Genomic DNA, 19783 nt, shown 5'->3' with positions numbered 1-19783 from the left:
GGTTTTTCTCTCTAATTTGGGTCTATGACATGCTTTTCAGTCGGCGAGTCGGCTGTTTTTAATAAATTACAGTGGTTATGACTAATTCCGTTCCAATTCACGCTGTGATTTAACGATAATAATTGATGACAGGGGTATTTATGGGGAATCCACAACAGGGACTTCAGCGCGGGTTAGAAGCTCGGCATATTGAGCTTATTGCGCTAGGAGGAACAATTGGTGTTGGGCTATTTATGGGCTCAGCCAGTACGTTAAAATGGGCAGGGCCTTCCGTGCTGCTGGCGTACATTATTGCGGGTATTTTTGTGTTCTTCATCATGCGTTCCATGGGGGAGATGCTGTTTCTTGAACCTGTCACGGGGTCGTTTGCCTCTTTCGGTTATAAGTATCTGAGCCCATTTTGGGGATGCCTCACTGCATGGGGTTACTGGTTTATGTGGGTAGCGGTTGGGATCTCCGAAATTACCGCCATCGGTGTTTACGCCGAATATTGGTTCCCAGATGTGCCTCAGTGGGTATTTGCCATAGTCGCTGTGGTTTTAGTCGCATTGGCCAACCTTGCTGCCGTTCGCTTGTATGGTGAGCTAGAGTTTTGGTTTGCGATGATTAAAGTTACCACCATCGTGGTCATGATCCTGATTGGTTTAGGTTTAATCTTTTTCGGCCTTGGAAATAACTTTGAGCCGATTGGCCTAGGTAACCTGACGGAACATGGTGGCTTCTTTGCGGGGGGCTGGAAAGGCTTCTTATTTGCACTGTGTATCGTTGTGGCTTCCTATCAAGGTGTTGAGTTAGTTGGGATCACGGCTGGAGAAGCGAAAAACCCGCAAGTGACGCTGAAAAAAGCCATTAATAACATTTTATGGCGTATTTTGATTTTCTACGTAGGTGCGATTTTTATTGTTGTTACCTTATTTCCGTGGACTGAGGTCGGGCAGCAAGGGAGCCCGTTTGTGTTAACCTTTGCTAAAGTGGGGATTGTCTCTGCGGCAGCCGTGATTAACTTTGTGGTGCTTACTGCGGCGCTGTCTGGGTGTAATAGTGGCATGTACAGTGGCGGCCGCATGCTGTACGCGTTAGCGCAAAATAAGCAGCTCCCGAGTGGGTTACTGAAACTCACGAAAAATGGCGTTCCCGCACGCTGTGTTGGTTTTACGATATTGTGCCTCGTGGCAGGTTCTAGCTTGAATTACATCATCCCGAATCCAGAAAAAGTGTTTGTGTACGTGTACAGTGCAAGCGTCTTACCAGGGATGGTGCCATGGTTAGTTTTGCTCACTAGCCAAATTCGTTTTCGCCAGCAAAATAAAGAAAAATTAGTGGGACACCCGTTTAAATCAATTTTATTTCCGTGGGTCAACTATGCCACGTTACTCTTTTTGGCCTGTGTACTCGTGGGCATGGCAATAAACCCAGATACGCGGATGTCATTAATTGTCGGTGCACTCTTTTTAGGGGCGGTTTCTTTGCTTTATTTTCTAATTCAGGCGTTAAACGGCCGCAGTAAAAAAGCCTAGGGAAGATATTTTCTCGGCAATTTTATGTGCGCCGAGCGAAAAAGAGGGCAAAAATGCTCTCTTTCTCGACGAAATGGATAAAAGGCAAGCAATCGATATTTTTATTTCAAAAAGGACTAGACAGCGGGTAGATAAATCCGTACTATCCTCTCCCGCAACGGCGTTAAGCGCCCGTAGCTCAGCTGGATAGAGCGCTGCCCTCCGGAGGCAGAGGTCTCAGGTTCGAATCCTGTCGGGCGCACCAGTTTTAGCGCGTCGCTACGGTTGGCAAAATGACGTTGTATGTAGTATGATAGCAACGCTTTGAAAAAAGTGAAGTTATGGTGGCTATAGCTCAGTTGGTAGAGCCCTGGATTGTGATTCCAGTTGTCGTGGGTTCGAGTCCCATTAGCCACCCCATTTTTTTTGTGACATTGCGAGGGTGGCGGAATTGGTAGACGCGCTAGCTTCAGGTGTTAGTGTCCTATGGACGTGGGGGTTCAAGTCCCCCCTTTCGCACCACGAAAAAAATTGATGTGAAGCAGTACATTTCGGCGAGTAGCGCAGCTTGGTAGCGCAACTGGTTTGGGACCAGTGGGTCGGAGGTTCGAATCCTCTCTCGCCGACCAATTTAAAGAACCCCGCTTAATAGCGGGGTTTTTGCATTTAGTAATATTTATTTTTCATACTTACTGCTGAACGAGTCTGCTTGCTATTTTCTAAATCTCCTCTCCTCTCCTCTCCTCTTCTGCTCCTTTTGGGTCTCGGTCACCATTGAATTTTTCATATTAAATCATGGTCTCTAATATATTGTTTTTTATATAAAAAATAAGTGTCGTGGTTTTTATACAAACCCACATTTTAATGTCTCCAAAAAGAGACATTTTACTCATTGATTTATAAGAGTAAATTTTTAACTGCATTAAGATGTCTCTAAATTGAGACAAGAAAATCTACCTTAATAATGGGGCATAGCCCATAACGTGCCGTGAGCGCAGTGGGTGAATTGAGCCGATGCAAAATAACGAGAAAAACCGAGGTGATACGGAAAAATTAGGAAGGTAATGGAAAAAGTAGGAGGATAGGAAAAGTTGGCACGCATCCTGCATTATTAAATATGTAGATGCTCATCTCACTTCTTATGATAGCAATGCTTCATAAACCCAGAGATGACGCAAAGCCGATTATCGGTGCCTATTGTCCAACTTAGATGATCAAGAGCTCATCCTCTTACCATCAACGAACGGGCGAAACGTTGAGTGAGGCACCATCCGTCTGTAGACCTGATTGTATTTACACCTGCTTCGGCAGGTGTTTTTTTTGGTATTAATCTGCGTTTTTATTTTCTTTCCTAACCTGATTAGCATTAGGAAAGAAAAGTCATTATCGTACTTACGCTTTTTTCTCTTTGCTTAACCACTTGCTGATCCAGCGAGTTACATATGTGTAGGCAATAATAATAAAGGTAATAATAAAGATATCTTTATTCAGATCGGCGGTATTGAATCCAATGATCGAAATAAAAATAAATGGAGATAAAATCAGAAGTAGCAGGTCAAAAAAGATCTGTAAACGATTTTGACTCGCTACAATCCAACGCCAGAGAGTTTTCACTACATTCATATCTTTATCCTAAAACCATTCAAAACGAAAATGTATACGACCATTTATACACTATGTGTCTCTTTTATAACATAGCAATATGCGGTTTACCTCGATTGCCTAAAAATGACGCCTAGAACGATTATCTTTTAAAGATGACTCGATTTTAATCACAAAAAAACGCCTCGGATTAGGAGGCGTTTTTAAATAGGTATGCGTAGAAATTTAAGACTATGTTCGCTCTTGTTTCAGAGAGTGCGTTAGCGCTTCTTGGCGAATCTTCGCCGCTTCATGCGGTTTATGTAGCTTATCATAAGCGTCCGCTAACCAAGCTGCATCATAGGCATCGAAACGCTGTGCTAATGCAGCTTTAAAGTAGGTTTCTGCTTTTTCCCATTGGGCATGCTGTAGTGCAAGGATGCCCAATGTACTATTTAGTAATGGCGTTGCGCCAGACTGTTTTACAAGGCTTAGTAACGTTTTCTCAATAGCTTCTGGCTGATCACTGTGTAATTTTGGGATCAGGAGGAGTAAACGCTCATCATATTGCTGTTTTAATCCCTCAATAATCATTTTCTCTGCGCTACGGGCATCCCCACACTCGATTAAATGTTCAGCGAGGAATGATTGTAGAGGGACTTCATGGCGGACTTTACGAGGCTGGTTTTTCCACCACGTTTTTAGCCCATCACTTCCACCTTCAGCCATGCACTGGTTCATTAGCCCTTTGTAAGCTTTGAGTTTTAGGGCTTCAAGCTCATCTTCGCTATGTAATTGAACTTTCGCCATGATTGGCAGCAGCTCGATTAATGCTTGGTATGCGCCAGTACCTAGGTAAGCTTGTTCTGCTAGGCGTAAAATTTCAGGGTGGCGTGGTGCTTGGTCGAGTAATTTATCGATTCCATTACGCGCAGCATGAATTTCACCTTCTGCTAGCTGAATTCGAACGCGGCTAATATCGACAGGGAGTTGGTTTTTTCCTGCGGCTTCGGCGGCTCTGTCTAAATATTGATGAGTACGGTAGCTATCACCACGTTGTTGCGCTGCTTCTGCTGCCATCAAGTAGTTAATGACGGGTTGCTGCGAGAAATCAGCATGTTTACTCATCAACTTCTCAACTTGTTCTAAATCCCCTTCCGCTAATTTGAGCAAGGCTTTCTGGGTTTGGGTATGGGCTTTGTGGTATTTGTGACCCGTAAACCAACCCTTTGTCCGTGAGGTGGTACTCATAAAACGGCGGTAACACCAGCCTAAGAATAACAATACAAATTGCAGCAAGATAAAGCACAACACAAGGCTAGTGACGCTGGTCGTAATATCGTAGCTATCGGTACGGATAAATACATAACCTTGGTGCCCAGCGAGCAGGGGACCCAAAATAATGCCAGCAATCAAAACGATAAACAGAACAAAGACTTTAATCATGATCACCCCTTATGCTCAGGGGCGTTTGCCGCACCCGTTACAGGAGCTTCGACGGCAACGTCCGGTTTGTTGGTTTGCGTATCCGCAGGAGCCGTTGCCTCTTGGGCGGCTTTGTCAGATTCTTTTACCGCCTCAAGCGCGGCATCTTCGGAAACACCAGTTGGTTCTGGATTTTGAGATAACAAATTACGTACTCGCGTTTGCATCACTTTTTCCAGCTTAGCTTGGCTTTCTAAGGCTTCTGGCATATCTGCGTCGATAGGTTGATTGATTAAATCATCCAGCTCAGTCAAAAATGCCTTAGTTGCTGGATCATCCACGTCAAAATACGCCCGCACCCATGTTGAGGCTTGCTCAAGGGACTGTTTATAGGTCTCTTCTTGATAACGAGGTACTGCTTGTGCCGCAATAAGCAGTTGGGAACGGATATTCTCGCGTAGATAGATATCTTGATTCGGCGCTAATAGTGGGGCTTCAGAGCCATCACGAGCACGAACGGTGATGAAATCACTCGTGAAGCTTTTCCAGCTGCGCGCGAGGTTATCTTTCCAGTCAGCGATGTCCTCACTGACATCTGTTCCAGTTTCTTCTGGCGCATCACCATTATTTAAATCAGCAAGACGTAAGTTATCAACGTCATTACTTAACTGATTCAGGCGCAAAATAATACCGTCATAATCAATTTGATTGATAGCGGCTAAACGATTCATATCATTAGCGATGGCTTTACGGATATCGAGTAGGCTCGGATCATTCATTTCCGCCAGACTGGTATCCGCACTTTTTAAGAGGACCGCCGCTGTAACAGGGTCATGGTCATTCCATAATTTTCGACCTGCCATTTTCACCATAAAATCAGCTTGTGCGATCAGCCAATTTTTTACATCAGAGCTGGAAAGTGCGGTGACATGGGCTTGTAATTCTTGCATGCGACGATTGAGTTGATCTTCGTAATCACGAGCATGGTTTTTCAGTTCGGTATTGTTGGCAATGAGCGCATCAACACGTTGTCTATCGGCATTTTGTTGCTCAACTAGCTCACTAACTTGCTGTTTCAGTTGATTGTTATCATGAACTAATTGCGCATTGCTTTGTTGAGTAAAGTAGTACATCCCGCCGCCCATGACGACGAGGATTGCGATAGCAATCGCACTGACTGCAAGACCAGAGCGTTTCTGCTTGGATGAAGGTGCAGGCTGGCGAGATTTTTGCTTCTCGGTGACCACTTCATCATTAACAGTATCGGTAATTTTGTCTTGTTCCGTCATAAATTAGCATCCCATATCGGTTGAAATTAATGCTTCAAGTAAAGCGTTATTCTCTGCGCTAGTTGCTACGCAGACTCGACGCCACCCACTTTGGTGGGCTTTTTCTGCAATTCGTTCGCTGACAACCAGTAGTCGGCGGGAATACCACCATTGTTTCATCTCTTCAGAGAGCAAATCATTAAGCAACGTTAACATTTCTCCACTGGTGATGACGATGTCAGTGATATCAGCGTTAAACCAAGTTTGGTTAAACTCAGTTTTATCATACGGTACAGGGCGTCTTGCGTAACATTCGCAGTAATCAACATTGGCACCTCGTGCGCGCAATGTTGAGGCAAGAAGCTCACGCCCACCATTTCCTCGCAGGAGTATGGCACATTTTCCGGTTAAATTTTGTAGGTCAGGGTGAGTGAGTAACACTTCGCTGGTTTCACCCGCTTCAGCCCAATGGATAGTCTGTCCAGTTAACCGTTGAAAATAGTGTCCTGTCGATTGTCCTATACCATAATAGGATAACTTATCTGACCAGTCTCGTCCTGCTTGTTGCAGCACTAAATTTGCATACCAGACGGCATTTTTGGACAAAAGAAAGACGAGGTCGTTTTTCGATAATCCATCTAAGCGTGGGATTAACGTATTCAGTTCCGCGCCAGCTTCAATCGTAATTAGGGGGGCAGCATAAGCTTGTGCCCCTATTGCATTAATGGCTGTTATCAACGCTGAGCTTGATGGCTCAGGGCGAGTAACAAGGACCTTCATGCTGGTGCATTTCCTTTATAGACTTCAGCTAGAATTTCGCGCGCGCCTTTATTAAGCAGCTCTTCCGCGAGAGAAATACCTGCTTGGATTGCATCCACAGGTGCGATTAAACGCTCACCACGGATGACTTGGCTACCATCTGGCGCTCCCACAAGGGCACGTAACCAGATTTTATCGCCTTGCCAGATGGCGTAACTGCCAATAGGGACTTGGCAACCCCCTTCGAGGCGCATATTCATTGCACGTTCCGCGAGAACGCAAATCGATGTTGCATCATGGTTCAATTTTGCCAATAAATCGCGAGTACGTTGATCATTTAAACGGCACTCAATGCCTACCGCGCCTTGTCCTACCGCAGGTAGAGATTGTTCTGGTTCCAACGCGGTTTTGATACGTTCATCGAGCTCTAAGCGTTTTAAACCAGCGACTGCAAGGATAATGGCATCATATTCGCCATTATCAAGCTTGGATAGGCGGGTACCCACGTTGCCGCGTAAGTCTCGGATAACGAGATCCGGGCGTAATTCTCTTAATTGGCATTGGCGACGTAAGCTGGATGTCCCGACGATGCTACCCGCAGGAAGCGCATCAATATTGGCATAATGGTTTGAAACAAATGCATCCCGTGGGTCTTCTCGCTCACAAATGGTGACTAAACCTAACCCTTCAGGAAATTCAACGGGGACGTCTTTCATGGAGTGAACGGCAATATCTGCACGCCCTTCGAGTAAAGCCAACTCTAACTCTTTGACGAATAATCCTTTTCCACCCACTTTTGCTAATGGGGTATCTAAAATGATGTCCCCTTTGGTGACCATTGGAACTAACTCTACCTGTAAACCTGGGTGGAGTTGCTCGAGTTTCGCTTTGACGAAATAAGCTTGCCATAGAGCGAGAGGGCTTTTACGCGTCGCGATGCGTACGATATTTGTTGATGTCATTTCACTGTTTTCTCAGGCGAATATTGCCGCAGATTAACCATACAATTGGCGTTAGTTTTAACATGTTAGCGGCCATTTTTCCAGTTGGTCGCAGAATGAACGATATTCAGTGAGTGTGCAGAGAGAGTGAATAATCTTACGTTCGCTTTTTTACATCTTTTTGGGGCAGAGAGTGAAGAAAAACGGGTAAAAAAAGATCTATATAACAAAATTCTTTAGCTATTCGTGCTTTTTTTAAAATAAAATGGAGAGCGGATTAAGCGATTTTTGTTGAAGCGAGTAAGCGTAGAGCCGGACAGCACTAAGCTGGATTTAGATTATGGCTGCCTTTTTGTTAGACAATCGACGGCACTGATATTATTCCATTGAAAAACAAGGGATATTTCCGTGATACAAAAATAAAAAGTCTTTTTATACAATATGTTGAAAAATAATTTGTACTAAAAATAGACGGGAAAAATTCTGTGATCTACTTTACCCTTTTGCTCCAAGGTGTTAAATTGATCACGTTTCCGACAATCCCTTTGAAAAGTAATTTAAGTTTTTCTCTATCTGTTGGGTGCTGGGAAAATTCCCCCAGGTTTGTCATTACATTCATTCAGTCAGGCGTAACCTTTGTACCTCTATATTGAAACTTTAAAGCAAAGACTTGATGCGATAAACCAACTGCGGTTGGAACGCGCGACGGCTTCTATGAGTGAAACCTTTTCGAAGGTTTACAACTTGTTGCCGGTTTTGTTTCATTATCATCATCCAATGATGCCGGGTTATATTGAAGGCAACGTCCCTCATGGTGTCTGTTTCTTTTCTCCCGATGCAGAACAACTCAAATGGTTACAACCTTTAGAACGTTTTTTACCCACCAAAAACCAAGCGAATGGTGAATTGCCAATTACGGGCATTTACTCGATGGGAAGTACGTCTTCAGTGGGCCAAAGTCACTGTTCAGATATTGACGTTTGGGTCTGTCATCCTTCTTGGTTAGATAACGAAGAGAAACGATTCCTACAGAAAAAATGCACATTAATCGAACAGTGGGCAGCTTCTCTGGGGATTGATGTCACGATTTTTTTAATTGATGAAAACCGTTTTCGCCATAATGCGAGTGGACATATCGGTGGTGAAGATTGCGGTTCTACTCAACATATTTTACTGCTGGATGAATTTTACCGTACTGCGGTAAGAATGGCCGGAAAACGCTTATTGTGGACGATGGTCCCTGTTGAGGAAGAGCAACACTATGACGAATATGTCATGGGACTCTATGCGCAAGGCGTTTTGACACCAAACGAATGGCTAGATTTAGGGGGCCTTGGTGAACTTTCAGCTGCGGAATACTTTGGCGCGAGCCTGTGGCAGCTGTATAAAAGTGTCGATTCTCCTTATAAAGCGGTATTAAAAAGCATTTTACTGGAATCCTATTCTTGGGATTATCCACACGGTAAATTATTAGCGTTAGAATTCAAACGTCATTTACATGCAGGTGAAATTGTCTGTTACGGGTTGGATTCATACTGTTTGATGTTGGAACGTGTTACTCGTTATTTGACTGAAATTAACGACTCAACACGTTTAGATTTAATTCGCCGCTGTTTCTATCTCAAAGTCTGTGAAAAACTGTCTGAAGATGAAGGTAATTCGTGTTCAGGTTGGCGTCGTGATGTGTTGTCTCAGTTAGTGGAATCGTGGGGATGGAGTTCAGAGCGTTTGGCATTATTGGATACGCGTAACCAATGGAAAATTGAGCGAGTACGTGAAGCTCATAATGAGCTGCTCGATACGATGATGCAAAGTTACCGTAATTTAATTCGGTTTGCGCGCCGTAATAATTTAAGTGTTAGTGCTAGCCCACAAGATATTGGGGTATTAACCCGTAAGTTATATGCGGCCTTTGAAGCGCTACCAGGGAAAGTGACTCTGGTTAACCCTCAGATTTCGCCAGACCTCAGTGAAGAGCATCTGACGTTTATTTATGTCCCTGAAGGTCGTGCAAATCGCAGTGGTTGGTACCTGTATAACCAAGCACCGCAAATTGACACCATTATTGGTCATCAACCTTTAGAATATAACCGCTATTTGAATAAGTTAGTGGCGTGGGCCTATTTTAATGGGTTACTGACTGAAAATACGCAAGTCCATATGCATCATGGCAAGTCCCAATGCGATGAGCGTAAGTTATTGGAATTAATGCATGATGTATCGAGCCATTTCCCAATAAGATTGCCAGCTCCAACCCCTAAAGCATTGTATAGTCCATGTGAAATCCGCCACTTAGCCATTATTGTTAACTTGGAGAAAGACCCGACTCAGGTTTACTCTGAGCAAGTGGTGCATGTGGATTTTAGAAAGCTAGATATTTTCAGCTTTGGTGAATCACAAAAATGCCTGATTAGCAGCATTGACCTGCTGTACCGTAATTCATGGAATGAGGTTCGTACTCTGCATTTCAGTGGTGAGCAGTGTATGTTAGAAGCGCTGAAAACCATCCTTGGCAAAATGCACCAAGACGCGGCGCCGCCAGAGGCAGTTGAAGTATTTTGTTATAGCGAACATTTACGCGGTCTTATTCGTACTCGTGTCCAACAGTTGGTATCAGAGTGTATTGAGCTGCGTTTATCCAGTAACCATAATGAGCCAGGGCGCTTTAAGGCTCTGCGTATCGCTGGGCAAACATGGGGTCTGTTCTTTGAACGTTTAAACGTTTCTGTGCAAAAGCTTGAAAATGCGGTTGAGTTCTATGGCGCTATCTCCCATAACAAATTGCATGGTTGGCCAGTAAAATTACAAGCGAAGGGGGATAATCATCTTCCTGCGGTTGTTGATGGCTACGCAAGTGAAGGTATTGTGCAGTTTTTCTTTGAAAATACTGACGACAACACTGGCTTTAATATTTACGTGTTGGATGAAGCCAATCGCGTGGAAATCTATTCTCACTGCGAAGGTTCAAAAGAAGAATTGGTGCGTGATGTGAGTAAATTTTACTCATCTTCCCATGACCGTTTTACTTACGGTGCGAACTTTATTAATTTCAATTTACCTCAGTTTTATCAAATTGTAGAAGAGGCAGGCAAAAAGCAAGTCATGGTCTTTTCTGATGCGACTTGGCCATTTACTGCAGACGAAGAAGATAATGATGATTACCCCTCTGCACCACCATTAAGCTCGCCTGAGCCGCTAAGCCTATCTAAACAGCACGCGTAATATGATTATTGGTTTTAATCGTGATAAACGACAGACAGAGTATATTATTGCCTCTGCCTGTGGTTTTAGAATGAGTGCGTGTTTAGAACGAAAAAGGGAAGTGGCTTTGGAAGGTAATTGCATTGCCTAACATAGACAGAAACTCTTGACCTGAGCGGTCACAAATCCATTTTCCATCTTTGTAATCATAATGATAGCCACCTTGTTTTGTCGCTAACCAGATCTGGTGGAACGCTTCTTGTTTGTTGATGATAATCTTACTGCCATCTTCAAAACTCAATGTCATGACGCCGCCATTAATTTCACTATCAATATCTGCATCGCCATCGTAATTATCTAAATGTTCTTCAATCGAACTAAGCAATTGCTCTGCCAACTGATGAAATTCGCTATCGTTCATGATGTATTTCCTGTTTATACTTTTATTTAGGCGAAATTATAGGGTTGAATGTGTTCAGGGGTCAAACGGCTCACATCTCAGATGTGAGATGCCATTTGAATTATTTAACGTATATAATATTAATATGTTTGATAAACAGGCGTGATTTGAAAAGCGACTCCTGTTACTGTGTGAAATATCAGATTGCAAAATTTAGTCTTACAGGCGAAACATAATGAAAAAAAGTTTATTTGGGCTTAGTGCACTTCTCGTTTTACTTACCCTTTCAGGCTGCGGCTTAAAAGGTCCGTTGTATTTTCCGCCTGAAGACAATGCAGCTGCGCCTGCTAAATCTGACGTGCAACCTAAAGCTCCAAGCAGCTCAAACAAAGAGCCTGCTGCGAATAAACAGTAAGCCTCTGCTATGGAACGTGAATTGCAGTTCTCAAAAATGCATGGTCTAGGCAATGATTTTATGGTGGTAGATGGCGTCACACAGAACGTCTATTTTTCACCAGAGCTGATCTGCCGCCTTGCAGATAGACATACTGGCGTTGGTTTTGATCAGCTTTTGCTGGTGGAAGCCCCTTATGATCCCGATCTTGATTTCCATTATCGTATTTTTAATGCGGATGGTAGCGAAGTGGCACAATGTGGCAATGGTGCACGGTGTTTTGCGCGCTTTGTGCGCTTAAAAGGACTGACGAACAAGCAAAAAATTAAAGTGAGCACTCAATCAGGGCGCATGACTCTTACCATTAATGAAAATGATGATGTTTGCGTGAATATGGGCGAGCCTGATTTCGAGCCACAAAACGTTCCATTTCGCGCCGTGAAAGCGGAAAAAACCTATATTATTCGAGCACAAGAACGTACAGTGTTTGCGGGGGTTGTTTCGATGGGAAACCCCCATTGTGTTGTACAAGTCGATAATGTACAGACCGCTGAAGTGGAAGTTTTAGGTCCTGCACTAGAAAGCCATGAGCGCTTCCCTGAACGTGCCAATATCGGGTTTATGGAGGTTGTCAGTGCGGATTACATTCGTCTACGTGTTTATGAACGTGGTGCAGGGGAAACCCAAGCATGCGGGAGTGGGGCATGTGCGGCTGTGGCCGTCGGTGTTGGGCAGGGGTTGTTAGCGAACAGAGTTCGCGTGGATTTACCAGGCGGTTCTCTGGATATTAGTTGGGATGGTCCCGGATCGCCGTTATACATGACGGGACCTGCAACCCATGTCTATGATGGAGTGATCCAAATTTAATCTTGATTGAGTGCAAAGAGGGGAATAATGGATAAGCGTGAAACGGTGCCAGAGATTGCTCAGCGAATGGATGAGCAGGATGTGGTGCAATATTTAAAACAGAACCCTTATTTCTTTATTCGCAATGTATCTCTTGCTGAGCAAATCAAGGTTCCTCACGTTGTTCAGGAGGCTATTTCGCTTCCTGAGCTCGTGATGAGTCGTCAACGTCAAAAAATTAAAAATCTTGAACAGGATATTCGCTTCATGGTGGAACAGGCGCATGAAAATGGGCTGCTGTTCGATGAACTTCTTTATCTTGTGATTGAGATGTCTTCTGCAAACAGTTTGCGGGAGATGTTATTTTCATTAAACCGTTGGGCAAAAAAACTGGGTTTATCAGCATCAGTACGCCTGTTTAGTGACAGTTGGCGGTTATCCGCCCCATTAGATGCTCACGAATTAGTGCTTCCGCGTCGTATTTTCGAGCCTGTACGTATTCAGCGTTTTGGGGATCGCCTCAATTATCTTGGTCGTCTTAATGGTCCTGAACTTCAACTTTTACTGCCTGATGCACAAAATGTAGGTTCAGTGGCGATTTCACTGTTTGGTCATCATGGTGAGTCAGGTATGGTTATTTTTAGTAGCCGCGACCGTGAACACTATCAACATGGTATGGGAACAGTGATGCTGGAAAAAGTGGCTCAAATCCTACCGAGGTTATTATGTCAATGGATAGAGCGTCTGTAGACGTTCAGCCAGAAGGGCTGATGATCCAAGTCGAAGCCTTTCTTCGCTATCTGCGCGTCGAACGGCGGTTAAGTCCAGTGACTATCACCAATTATCGTCGTCAATTAAGTGTCGTGTGCCAAATTTTGGGTGAGCTAAAAGTCAATCAATGGCAAAAACTGGATATTACCTTAGGGCGCAGTATTGCGGCGAAAAGCCGTCGAACTGGCTTACAAGCCGCGAGTATGGCACTAAGGCTTTCAGCCCTTCGCAGTTTTTGTGATTGGATGGTGCAGCAAGGGGAGCTACCTGCAAATCCGGTGAAAACTCTCCATGCACCTAAAGCCAAAAAACGTCTGCCCAAAAATATGGATGTGGATGAAATCTCTCAATTATTGAATATGGACAGTGGTGACCCTCTCGTCGTGAGAGATAGGACGATGTTAGAAGTGATGTATGGCGCAGGATTACGTCTATCTGAGTTAGTTGGCTTAGATGTGAAGCATCTAGATCTCGATTTAGGCGAGGTTTGGGTGATGGGGAAAGGTAGCAAAGAACGTAAAATTCCCCTAGGAAAAACAGCGGTAAGCTGGTTAAAGCGCTGGCTTGAAATGCGTGAATTGTATGAGCCAGTTGATGGTGCGGTATTTATTTCGACGCAAAGTGGTAAACGTATCTCGAATCGTAATGTGCAAAAGCGATTCGAACAATGGGGAATCAAACAAGAGGTGAATAGCCATATCAATCCCCACAAATTACGCCACTCTTTTGCAACGCATATTCTCGAATCAAGTGGTAATTTACGCGGGGTCCAAGAGTTATTGGGTCATGCCAATCTCTCAACAACCCAAATTTATACCCACCTTGATTTCCAACATCTCGCAAATGTTTATGATGTGGCGCATCCGCGAGCGAAGAGGGAGAAATCTTAATGCACTTTTACCGTCCGTTATCACCCATCAAAGCGATGACGTTTGATTTGGATGATACGTTGTACGACAACCACCCAGTAATTGATAAAACCGAAGAGGAAGTTTTACGGTTTATCCGTGAATATGACCCGCGTTTTCATCATTTTACTAACGATGATATTTATGCATTTCGTTATTTAGTTGAAGAGCAAGAACCCAATATTCGTCATGATATTACCCGTTGGCGCTGGTTATCGTCGAAAATGATGTTATGCCACTATGGTTACAGTAAAGAAGATGCTCTGAAAGGTGCGGATGAGATTATGTCGCACTTTACTTACTGGCGTAACCAAATCGATGTGCCGCAATCAACACATGAAACGTTAGCAAAATTAGCCGAAAAATTACCACTGGTAGCCATCACTAACGGTAATGCAGAACCACAAGAGTGTGGGTTAGGGCAATATTTCCAGTTTGTCTTAAAAGCAGGTCCTGATGGGCGCTCAAAACCGTATTGTGATATGTACCATCTAGCCTCTCAGCGCTTAAACATTGAGCCTAGCGCAATTTTACATATTGGGGATAACCTACTAACGGATGTGGAAGGGGCAATCAAAAGTGGAATGCAAGCTTGCTGGTTTAACGTGGACCATTCAACGTTGATGAACGAGAAAGAAGGGCATTTATTACCTCACGTAGAAATTTGTCGGTTGGATTCTCTTTTGTCATTGGTATAATCCTCTCTCTGTATAAAAACACAGTGGTGTAAGCCACTGTTAAACTATTTCCAAATCCATCGGGTTTTGAAATGGCTTCTTGGGTTTATGAAAATAAACGAGGAAAATCATTTATTGATTTTCGCCTAATAACACAAAGAGTGAAAAACCACATTTTACTCCCTCTTTGTCAGTAACCCCACAGTGGTGCAAGTCACTGTTTTGCTTTGATGGTAACTATGGACGTCTCATATCTGCTCGAAGGTCTTAATGACAAACAACGCGAAGCGGTTGCCGCCCCGCGAACTAATTTACTGGTACTCGCTGGGGCGGGGAGCGGTAAAACGCGTGTGTTGGTACATCGCATTGCTTGGCTAATGTCGGTGGAAAATGCGTCTCCGTTTTCGATTATGGCTGTGACGTTTACCAACAAAGCTGCCGCAGAAATGCGTCATCGTATTAATCAGTTAGTGGGAACCAGCGAAGGTGGAATGTGGATTGGTACTTTCCACGGTTTAGCACACCGCTTACTCCGTCAGCACTATTTAGATGCCAATTTGCCACAAGATTTTCAAATTCTAGACAGTGACGACCAATATCGTCTGATCCGCCGTCTACTTAAAGCTATGAATCTCGATGAGAAACAGTGGCCACCTCGCCAAGGTATGTGGTACATCAACGGTAAAAAAGATGAAGGGCTGCGTCCTCAGCATATTGAAAGTTATGGTAATCCAGTAGAGGCGACGTGGTTGAAGGTATACCAAGCCTATCAAGAAGCCTGTGATCGCGCTGGGCTGGTGGATTTTGCTGAATTACTGTTGCGTGCTCATGAGTTATGGCTGAACAAGCCTCATGTTCTCCAGCATTACCGTGAGCGTTTTACTAATATCTTGGTGGATGAATTCCAAGATACCAACAGCATTCAATATGCTTGGATTCGGGTATTAGCTGGCGATACGGGCAAAGTGATGATCGTGGGGGACGATGACCAATCAATTTATGGTTGGCGTGGTGCACAAGTTGAGAATATTCAGCGTTTCTTGAATGATTTTCCCGGCGCTGAAACTATCCGTCTTGAGCAAAATTACCGTTCAACCAATAATATTTTGAAATCAGCGAATACGCTCATCGCCAATAATAGTGACCGACTCGGTAAAAATTTGTGGACAGAGGGCGGCGATGGCGAACCTATTTCCCTTTATTGTGCCTTCAATGAGCTTGATGAAGCCCGCTATGTGGTTGGACGCATCAAGCAATGGCATGAAAACGGTGGTGCTTTACAAGATTGCGCGATCCTCTACCGAAGTAATGCCCAATCTCGTGTCATGGAAGAAGCGTTAATTCAAGGTGCGATGGCATACCGTATTTACGGCGGCCAGCGCTTCTTTGAGCGCCAAGAAATTAAAGATGCGCTCTCATACTTGAGATTGATTGCTAACCGTAATGACGACGCTTCTTTTGAGCGTGTGGTGAACACACCAACGCGAGGCATTGGTGAGAGAACATTGGATACAGTTCGTCAAACTGCTCGGGATCAGCAACTGACTTTATGGGAGAGTTGTGAGTACTTACTTCGCGAACAGGTATTGGGCGGCAGGGCTGCGAGTTCAATTGAACGTTTTCTTGAGTTAATCGAAGCATTAGCGAAAGAGACCCAAGAGATGCCATTACATGTTCAAGCCGACCGAGTGATCAATGATTCCGGTTTACGAGCAATGTATGAGCAAGAAAAGGGTGAGAAAGCCCAAGCTCGAATTGAAAACTTGGAAGAGTTAGTCAACGCGACACGTGACTTTAGCTATCAAGATGAAGACCAAGATTTAATGCCATTACAGGCATTTTTATCTCACGCTGCATTAGAGTCTGGTGAAGGACAGGCTGATGTCAACCAAGATGCCGTTCAATTGATGACATTGCACTCTGCTAAAGGGCTTGAATTTCCTGTGGTATTTATCGTAGGAATGGAGGAAGGTATGTTCCCAAGTCAAATGTCTATGGACGAAAGCGGCCGCCTTGAAGAAGAGCGTCGTCTGGCTTATGTAGGGATTACCCGTGCGATGGTAAAGCTGACGATTACCTATGCAGAAAGCCGTCGTTTATATGGTAAAGAAGTTTATCATCGTCCTTCTCGCTTCATTGGTGAGTTGCCAACAGAATGTGTGGAAGAGGTACGTTTAAGAGCGACAGTTTCTCGTCCTGTCAGTCATCAACGTCTTGGTACGCCAATCAGCCAGAATGATTCAGGTTATGCATTAGGGCAGCGAGTCAGACATGCGAAATTTGGCGAAGGCACCATCATTAACCTTGAGGGAAGTGGTGAGCATTGCCGATTGCAAATTGCGTTTCAGGGACAAGGCATTAAATGGCTGGTAGCGTCTTATGCTCGATTAGAAATGTTGTAGATCCAGATTAAATATAGCACCGCAAAGAATCGCGGTGCTCACTCAAAAATAAATCCCCCCAAATTATAATAAATTCTCTTTATTTTTATATTAAAAACATATAATTTAAATATTTGTTTTCTACGTTAAATTACTATAGTCTCCGATTGAATTTTAATTAATTAAAATAATCAATGGAGATTTATCATATGGAAATGGAAATATTTGCTAATTTAGATAAAAAATTAGATTTAGTTAGAGTGAAAATAAAAAGAAGTAAAGAGTTATTGGCTGAATTAAATGATAGAGCCAATGCAGCCATAGAGAATATGAATTCTGTGAGTGAAAAATTATTAATATCTGGAAGGCATGGTATTAATAAAATGCAACAAACCATGGATGCAGTTAAGAATAAAATAAATAATAGCTTGCGTGAGCAAGTGAATAAAGTAAGCCTAAGCCATAATACTCTGTTGGAACAAGAGTCCATCCTTACTGATTTGAAAGAAAATAATGTATTTTATAGTCAAAATGAAATTGATTTTTATATTAAACAAGTTCAACAAGATTTAAAGAATAATGAAAGTTGGAATCAACCAAAAAATAACTTTGAAAAAATAGACTTCACTAATCATGGCGGATTGAGAGGGATGATTTTCACGCCTATTGCTAATTTTAATAAAAAAAATGATGAACTCGCCAAAGTGCGCTATGAAATTGACGTTTTAGTTAAAAAGATAAATGAAGAACGTTTGAATATTGAGTTAGATGCGCTTAAGGCAATGAAAGATCCCGTACAATTAGATGTACAACCTGCATTATTGGATATGCTTTCCGAACAGCAGTCAGGCTTTGAACCCACGAATGAAGGCTATTTTTCAGCAGAGAACCCAATCAATTCTATGCCTATAAATTCTATGAAAGCATCAATTCCTTTCTGTGACTGTGGCGGTGTTGGTCGAACAGCAATGTGCGCTTAATTTTAAATAGTTTTACAATTAGTGAACTAATTTCTCGCTGATGAGATAAGGGACTTAATCTTGTTTAAGTCCTTTTTTTGTCTCCAATTTTTCTATGCTAATGATATAAAAGGAGTTGTTTGTTTTACTCTCGCAATCATAATGTTTTAGTGATTCGCATTGATAGGGTTATTGAATCATTAGGATTTGAGTTTTTAATTTTAAATTTTTCCACTAATAAAGTATAAAATCTTACCTAGTAACCACTCTTAAATTCATCATGTCAATTGATCAACTTATTGATTCACTTGCTTCACAAGGTTGGTATGTGTGGGACGATTTTCTGAATCTGTCAGAGATTCATACCATTAAAGATTGTATCCCCGATAAATTACAAGACGCTCGCATTGGGCATCGTGATTCATTGCAGGGTAATAAAAGTATTCGTGGCGACCAAACAATTTGGTTAGAACCCGAGATGGGAGATGCTGTTGCGCGTTATATGGATAAGATGGAGCACATCAGGCAAGCATTAAATCGTCAGCTTTATCTTGGTTTACGTGATTTTGAAACCCATTTTTGCCGCTATCCCAATGGTGGATTCTATAAAAAACATGTTGATAACCCGCGAGGAGTTGGACGTCGTAAAATCACAACGGTTTTATATATGAATGAGCGATGGCAGCCTCAAGATGGTGGAGAATTGGTTGTTTATGACCATGAAGATAATCATTTGTTTAAGTTAGAACCCGTTGCAGGGCGAATGATCTTTTTTATGTCAGAAAATTTTCCTCATGAAGTTTTACCCACAGAAAATAAGCGTGAAAGTATAGCGGGTTGGTTTTTAACTGAAAAAATACTTTAACGTTCCCCTTGTATGCCGCCCCCGTTAGGGGGCTGGTTGTTATATAATCATCATAATAATAAAACTAAACGTAGTATATAAACTATGATTTTGTCATTTTTCATATTTTAGATTATTTTAATTTTGATTTTTAATGAAAATCAGATGAGTTTATTTTCTATTTCAAAATATAAATAAAGGATGAATTATATAATGAGTTTAAATAATAAATTTAAGTCACAAATCGAGTTTAATTCGTTTAAGTTGAAATTTGAAGATTATAGTGCAAAGTTTGCAGTTTATGAAAAAGAGCAGCAAAGAAATATTAATATTTTAAGAGAACATACAGGTAGAAGTTTAGATACGTTAACAACCCGGGAGATTAAACCCACCGATAAGTTCATATATCAGGAAGAGATGAATTTAAATAATAATAAAGAAAAATTTTCAATTATTAAAAATAACATCGTGGAAATAGAAAAATATATTAATACTATTGGTGATGCAGATAACTTTGATAAAGTTATGGACAGTATTAATGCGCTAGAGCTGAGTTTGGCGTCATTTTCGAATACGGAATCCCCATTCCCTTCAGTAATCCCTTCAGATTCACCCTTTGTGCGCCATGCGGTAATATCGCTATTTATCCAAAACCAATGGATCAATGGAGAATTCGCAACGTTAGATGCGCAGCGTATTCGTTTGTCTGAGATGGTGAGTGCAGAGCTCGATACGTTGAATGAACCTCAATTACCTGATTGCTTTGGTTCTTCACGTGCAACACGATTAGCTGAGCAGATCACCGCGATGGATTCTGCTGATAGCAGCTTTATGGGTAATAATACCATCAGCTCATTTGCCTCGACGTATCCTACTTGTGATATTTATCTTGGTTATCCTGTTTGTGCTTAATGCGTAATCATGGGGTGCCA

General features: G+C 42.6%; 17 protein-coding genes and 4 tRNA genes. 15 read left to right on the top strand and 6 right to left on the bottom strand.

What is annotated here, in order from left to right; translation table 11 throughout:
• Positions 1-140 precede the first annotated feature (140 nt).
• The 5 genes from thrP (at position 141) to ABWP91_RS16705 (ending at position 2125) form a co-directional block, all read left to right on the top strand.
• The gene (gene thrP / locus ABWP91_RS16725) at positions 141-1517 is read left to right on the top strand and encodes a bifunctional threonine/serine APC transporter ThrP (RefSeq protein ID WP_353244184.1); all 1377 of its coding nucleotides are present in this window, start codon (positions 141-143) and stop codon (positions 1515-1517) included.
• 167 nt (positions 1518-1684) lie between these two features.
• Positions 1685-1761: transfer RNA gene (locus ABWP91_RS16720), tRNA-Arg, on the top strand.
• Between the two features lie 79 nt (positions 1762-1840).
• A tRNA-His gene (locus ABWP91_RS16715) sits at positions 1841-1916 on the top strand.
• Positions 1917-1932: 16 nt separating this feature from the next.
• Positions 1933-2018, top strand: a tRNA-Leu gene (locus tag ABWP91_RS16710).
• 30 nt (positions 2019-2048) lie between these two features.
• Positions 2049-2125, top strand: a tRNA-Pro gene (locus ABWP91_RS16705).
• 763 nt (positions 2126-2888) lie between these two features.
• Here the strand turns inward: ABWP91_RS16705 and ABWP91_RS16700 are convergent.
• The 5 genes from ABWP91_RS16700 to hemC form a co-directional block, all read right to left on the bottom strand.
• Positions 2889-3119, bottom strand: a complete 231-nt coding sequence (locus ABWP91_RS16700) for a DUF4014 domain-containing protein (RefSeq protein ID WP_006658197.1) — start codon at positions 3117-3119, stop codon at positions 2889-2891.
• 210 nt (positions 3120-3329) lie between these two features.
• Entirely contained in the window at positions 3330-4523 is a 1194-nt protein-coding gene (gene hemY / locus ABWP91_RS16695; protein WP_353244183.1) for a protoheme IX biogenesis protein HemY, read from the bottom strand.
• Between the two features lie 2 nt (positions 4524-4525).
• Positions 4526-5791: a uroporphyrinogen-III C-methyltransferase gene (gene hemX, locus ABWP91_RS16690; protein ID WP_353244182.1), complete on the bottom strand. Its 1266-nt coding sequence runs from the start codon at positions 5789-5791 to the stop codon at positions 4526-4528.
• A gap of 3 nt (positions 5792-5794) precedes the next feature.
• Positions 5795-6550, bottom strand: coding sequence for a uroporphyrinogen-III synthase (locus ABWP91_RS16685; RefSeq protein ID WP_006658194.1), 756 nt, complete (start codon positions 6548-6550; stop codon positions 5795-5797).
• Entirely contained in the window at positions 6547-7491 is a 945-nt protein-coding gene (hemC, locus tag ABWP91_RS16680; protein WP_353244181.1) for a hydroxymethylbilane synthase, read from the bottom strand. The genes ABWP91_RS16685 and hemC overlap by 4 nt, the downstream gene beginning before the upstream one ends.
• Positions 7492-8106: 615 nt before the next feature.
• Between hemC and ABWP91_RS16675 the strand changes: the two genes are divergently transcribed.
• Positions 8107-10692, top strand: a complete 2586-nt coding sequence (locus tag ABWP91_RS16675; protein WP_006662363.1) for a class I adenylate cyclase — start codon at positions 8107-8109, stop codon at positions 10690-10692.
• 82 nt (positions 10693-10774) lie between these two features.
• Here ABWP91_RS16675 and cyaY read toward each other — a convergent pair whose 3' ends face one another.
• A complete protein-coding gene (gene cyaY / locus ABWP91_RS16670) occupies positions 10775-11092 on the bottom strand; it encodes an iron donor protein CyaY (protein WP_006658190.1) in 318 nt (105 codons plus the stop codon).
• 214 nt (positions 11093-11306) lie between these two features.
• Here cyaY and lptM point away from each other — a divergent pair, with 214 nt between their 5' ends.
• From lptM to ABWP91_RS16625, 9 genes are all read left to right on the top strand, one after another.
• Complete coding sequence (lptM, locus tag ABWP91_RS16665; RefSeq protein WP_006658189.1) at positions 11307-11486, top strand: LPS translocon maturation chaperone LptM; 180 nt, start codon at positions 11307-11309, stop codon at positions 11484-11486.
• A 21-nt stretch (positions 11487-11507) separates the two neighbouring features.
• Positions 11508-12332: a diaminopimelate epimerase gene (gene dapF, locus ABWP91_RS16660; protein ID WP_006662364.1), complete on the top strand. Its 825-nt coding sequence runs from the start codon at positions 11508-11510 to the stop codon at positions 12330-12332.
• Between the two features lie 27 nt (positions 12333-12359).
• The gene (locus tag ABWP91_RS16655; RefSeq protein WP_353244180.1) at positions 12360-13061 is read left to right on the top strand and encodes a DUF484 family protein; all 702 of its coding nucleotides are present in this window, start codon (positions 12360-12362) and stop codon (positions 13059-13061) included.
• Complete coding sequence (gene xerC, locus ABWP91_RS16650; RefSeq protein ID WP_006658186.1) at positions 13043-13972, top strand: tyrosine recombinase XerC; 930 nt, start codon at positions 13043-13045, stop codon at positions 13970-13972. Before ABWP91_RS16655 ends, xerC begins: the two co-directional genes overlap by 19 nt.
• Positions 13972-14688, top strand: a complete 717-nt coding sequence (yigB, locus tag ABWP91_RS16645; RefSeq protein WP_006658185.1) for a 5-amino-6-(5-phospho-D-ribitylamino)uracil phosphatase YigB — start codon at positions 13972-13974, stop codon at positions 14686-14688. Before xerC ends, yigB begins: the two co-directional genes overlap by 1 nt.
• A gap of 218 nt (positions 14689-14906) precedes the next feature.
• On the top strand, positions 14907-17069 hold the full coding sequence (uvrD, locus tag ABWP91_RS16640; protein ID WP_006662365.1) for a DNA helicase II: 2163 nt from the start codon (positions 14907-14909) through the stop codon (positions 17067-17069).
• A 188-nt stretch (positions 17070-17257) separates the two neighbouring features.
• Positions 17258-18028, top strand: a complete 771-nt coding sequence (locus ABWP91_RS16635; protein WP_353244179.1) for a hypothetical protein — start codon at positions 17258-17260, stop codon at positions 18026-18028.
• Positions 18029-18287: 259 nt separating this feature from the next.
• Positions 18288-18872: a 2OG-Fe(II) oxygenase gene (locus tag ABWP91_RS16630; RefSeq protein WP_006662367.1), complete on the top strand. Its 585-nt coding sequence runs from the start codon at positions 18288-18290 to the stop codon at positions 18870-18872.
• 192 nt (positions 18873-19064) lie between these two features.
• Positions 19065-19763, top strand: a complete 699-nt coding sequence (locus ABWP91_RS16625; protein WP_112860781.1) for a hypothetical protein — start codon at positions 19065-19067, stop codon at positions 19761-19763.
• The last annotated feature ends 20 nt before the right edge of the window (positions 19764-19783 follow it).

The organism is Providencia sp. (genome assembly GCF_040396775.1).
GTDB lineage: Bacteria > Pseudomonadota > Gammaproteobacteria > Enterobacterales > Enterobacteriaceae > Providencia.
The sequence above is the reverse complement of the archived record's forward strand: the minus strand, read 5'-3'. Positions and strand labels throughout refer to the sequence as shown.

Excerpts from the sequence above, each read along its gene's own strand:
- hemY (WP_353244183.1), bottom strand. The coding sequence starts at position 4,523 with ATGATTAAAGTCTTTGTTCTGTTTATCGTTTTGATTGCTGGCATTATT.
- ABWP91_RS16655 (WP_353244180.1), top strand. The coding sequence starts at position 12,360 with ATGGATAAGCGTGAAACGGTGCCAGAGATTGCTCAGCGAATGGATGAG.
- thrP (WP_353244184.1), top strand. The coding sequence starts at position 141 with ATGGGGAATCCACAACAGGGACTTCAGCGCGGGTTAGAAGCTCGGCAT.
- ABWP91_RS16625 (WP_112860781.1), top strand. The coding sequence starts at position 19,065 with ATGAGTTTAAATAATAAATTTAAGTCACAAATCGAGTTTAATTCGTTT.
- xerC (WP_006658186.1), top strand. The coding sequence starts at position 13,043 with ATGGATAGAGCGTCTGTAGACGTTCAGCCAGAAGGGCTGATGATCCAA.
- yigB (WP_006658185.1), top strand. The coding sequence starts at position 13,972 with ATGCACTTTTACCGTCCGTTATCACCCATCAAAGCGATGACGTTTGAT.
- ABWP91_RS16630 (WP_006662367.1), top strand. The coding sequence starts at position 18,288 with ATGTCAATTGATCAACTTATTGATTCACTTGCTTCACAAGGTTGGTAT.
- uvrD (WP_006662365.1), top strand. The coding sequence starts at position 14,907 with ATGGACGTCTCATATCTGCTCGAAGGTCTTAATGACAAACAACGCGAA.
- hemX (WP_353244182.1), bottom strand. The coding sequence starts at position 5,791 with ATGACGGAACAAGACAAAATTACCGATACTGTTAATGATGAAGTGGTC.
- ABWP91_RS16685 (WP_006658194.1), bottom strand. The coding sequence starts at position 6,550 with ATGAAGGTCCTTGTTACTCGCCCTGAGCCATCAAGCTCAGCGTTGATA.
- hemC (WP_353244181.1), bottom strand. The coding sequence starts at position 7,491 with ATGACATCAACAAATATCGTACGCATCGCGACGCGTAAAAGCCCTCTC.
- cyaY (WP_006658190.1), bottom strand. The coding sequence starts at position 11,092 with ATGAACGATAGCGAATTTCATCAGTTGGCAGAGCAATTGCTTAGTTCG.
- ABWP91_RS16635 (WP_353244179.1), top strand. The coding sequence starts at position 17,258 with ATGGAAATGGAAATATTTGCTAATTTAGATAAAAAATTAGATTTAGTT.
- lptM (WP_006658189.1), top strand. The coding sequence starts at position 11,307 with ATGAAAAAAAGTTTATTTGGGCTTAGTGCACTTCTCGTTTTACTTACC.
- ABWP91_RS16700 (WP_006658197.1), bottom strand. The coding sequence starts at position 3,119 with ATGAATGTAGTGAAAACTCTCTGGCGTTGGATTGTAGCGAGTCAAAAT.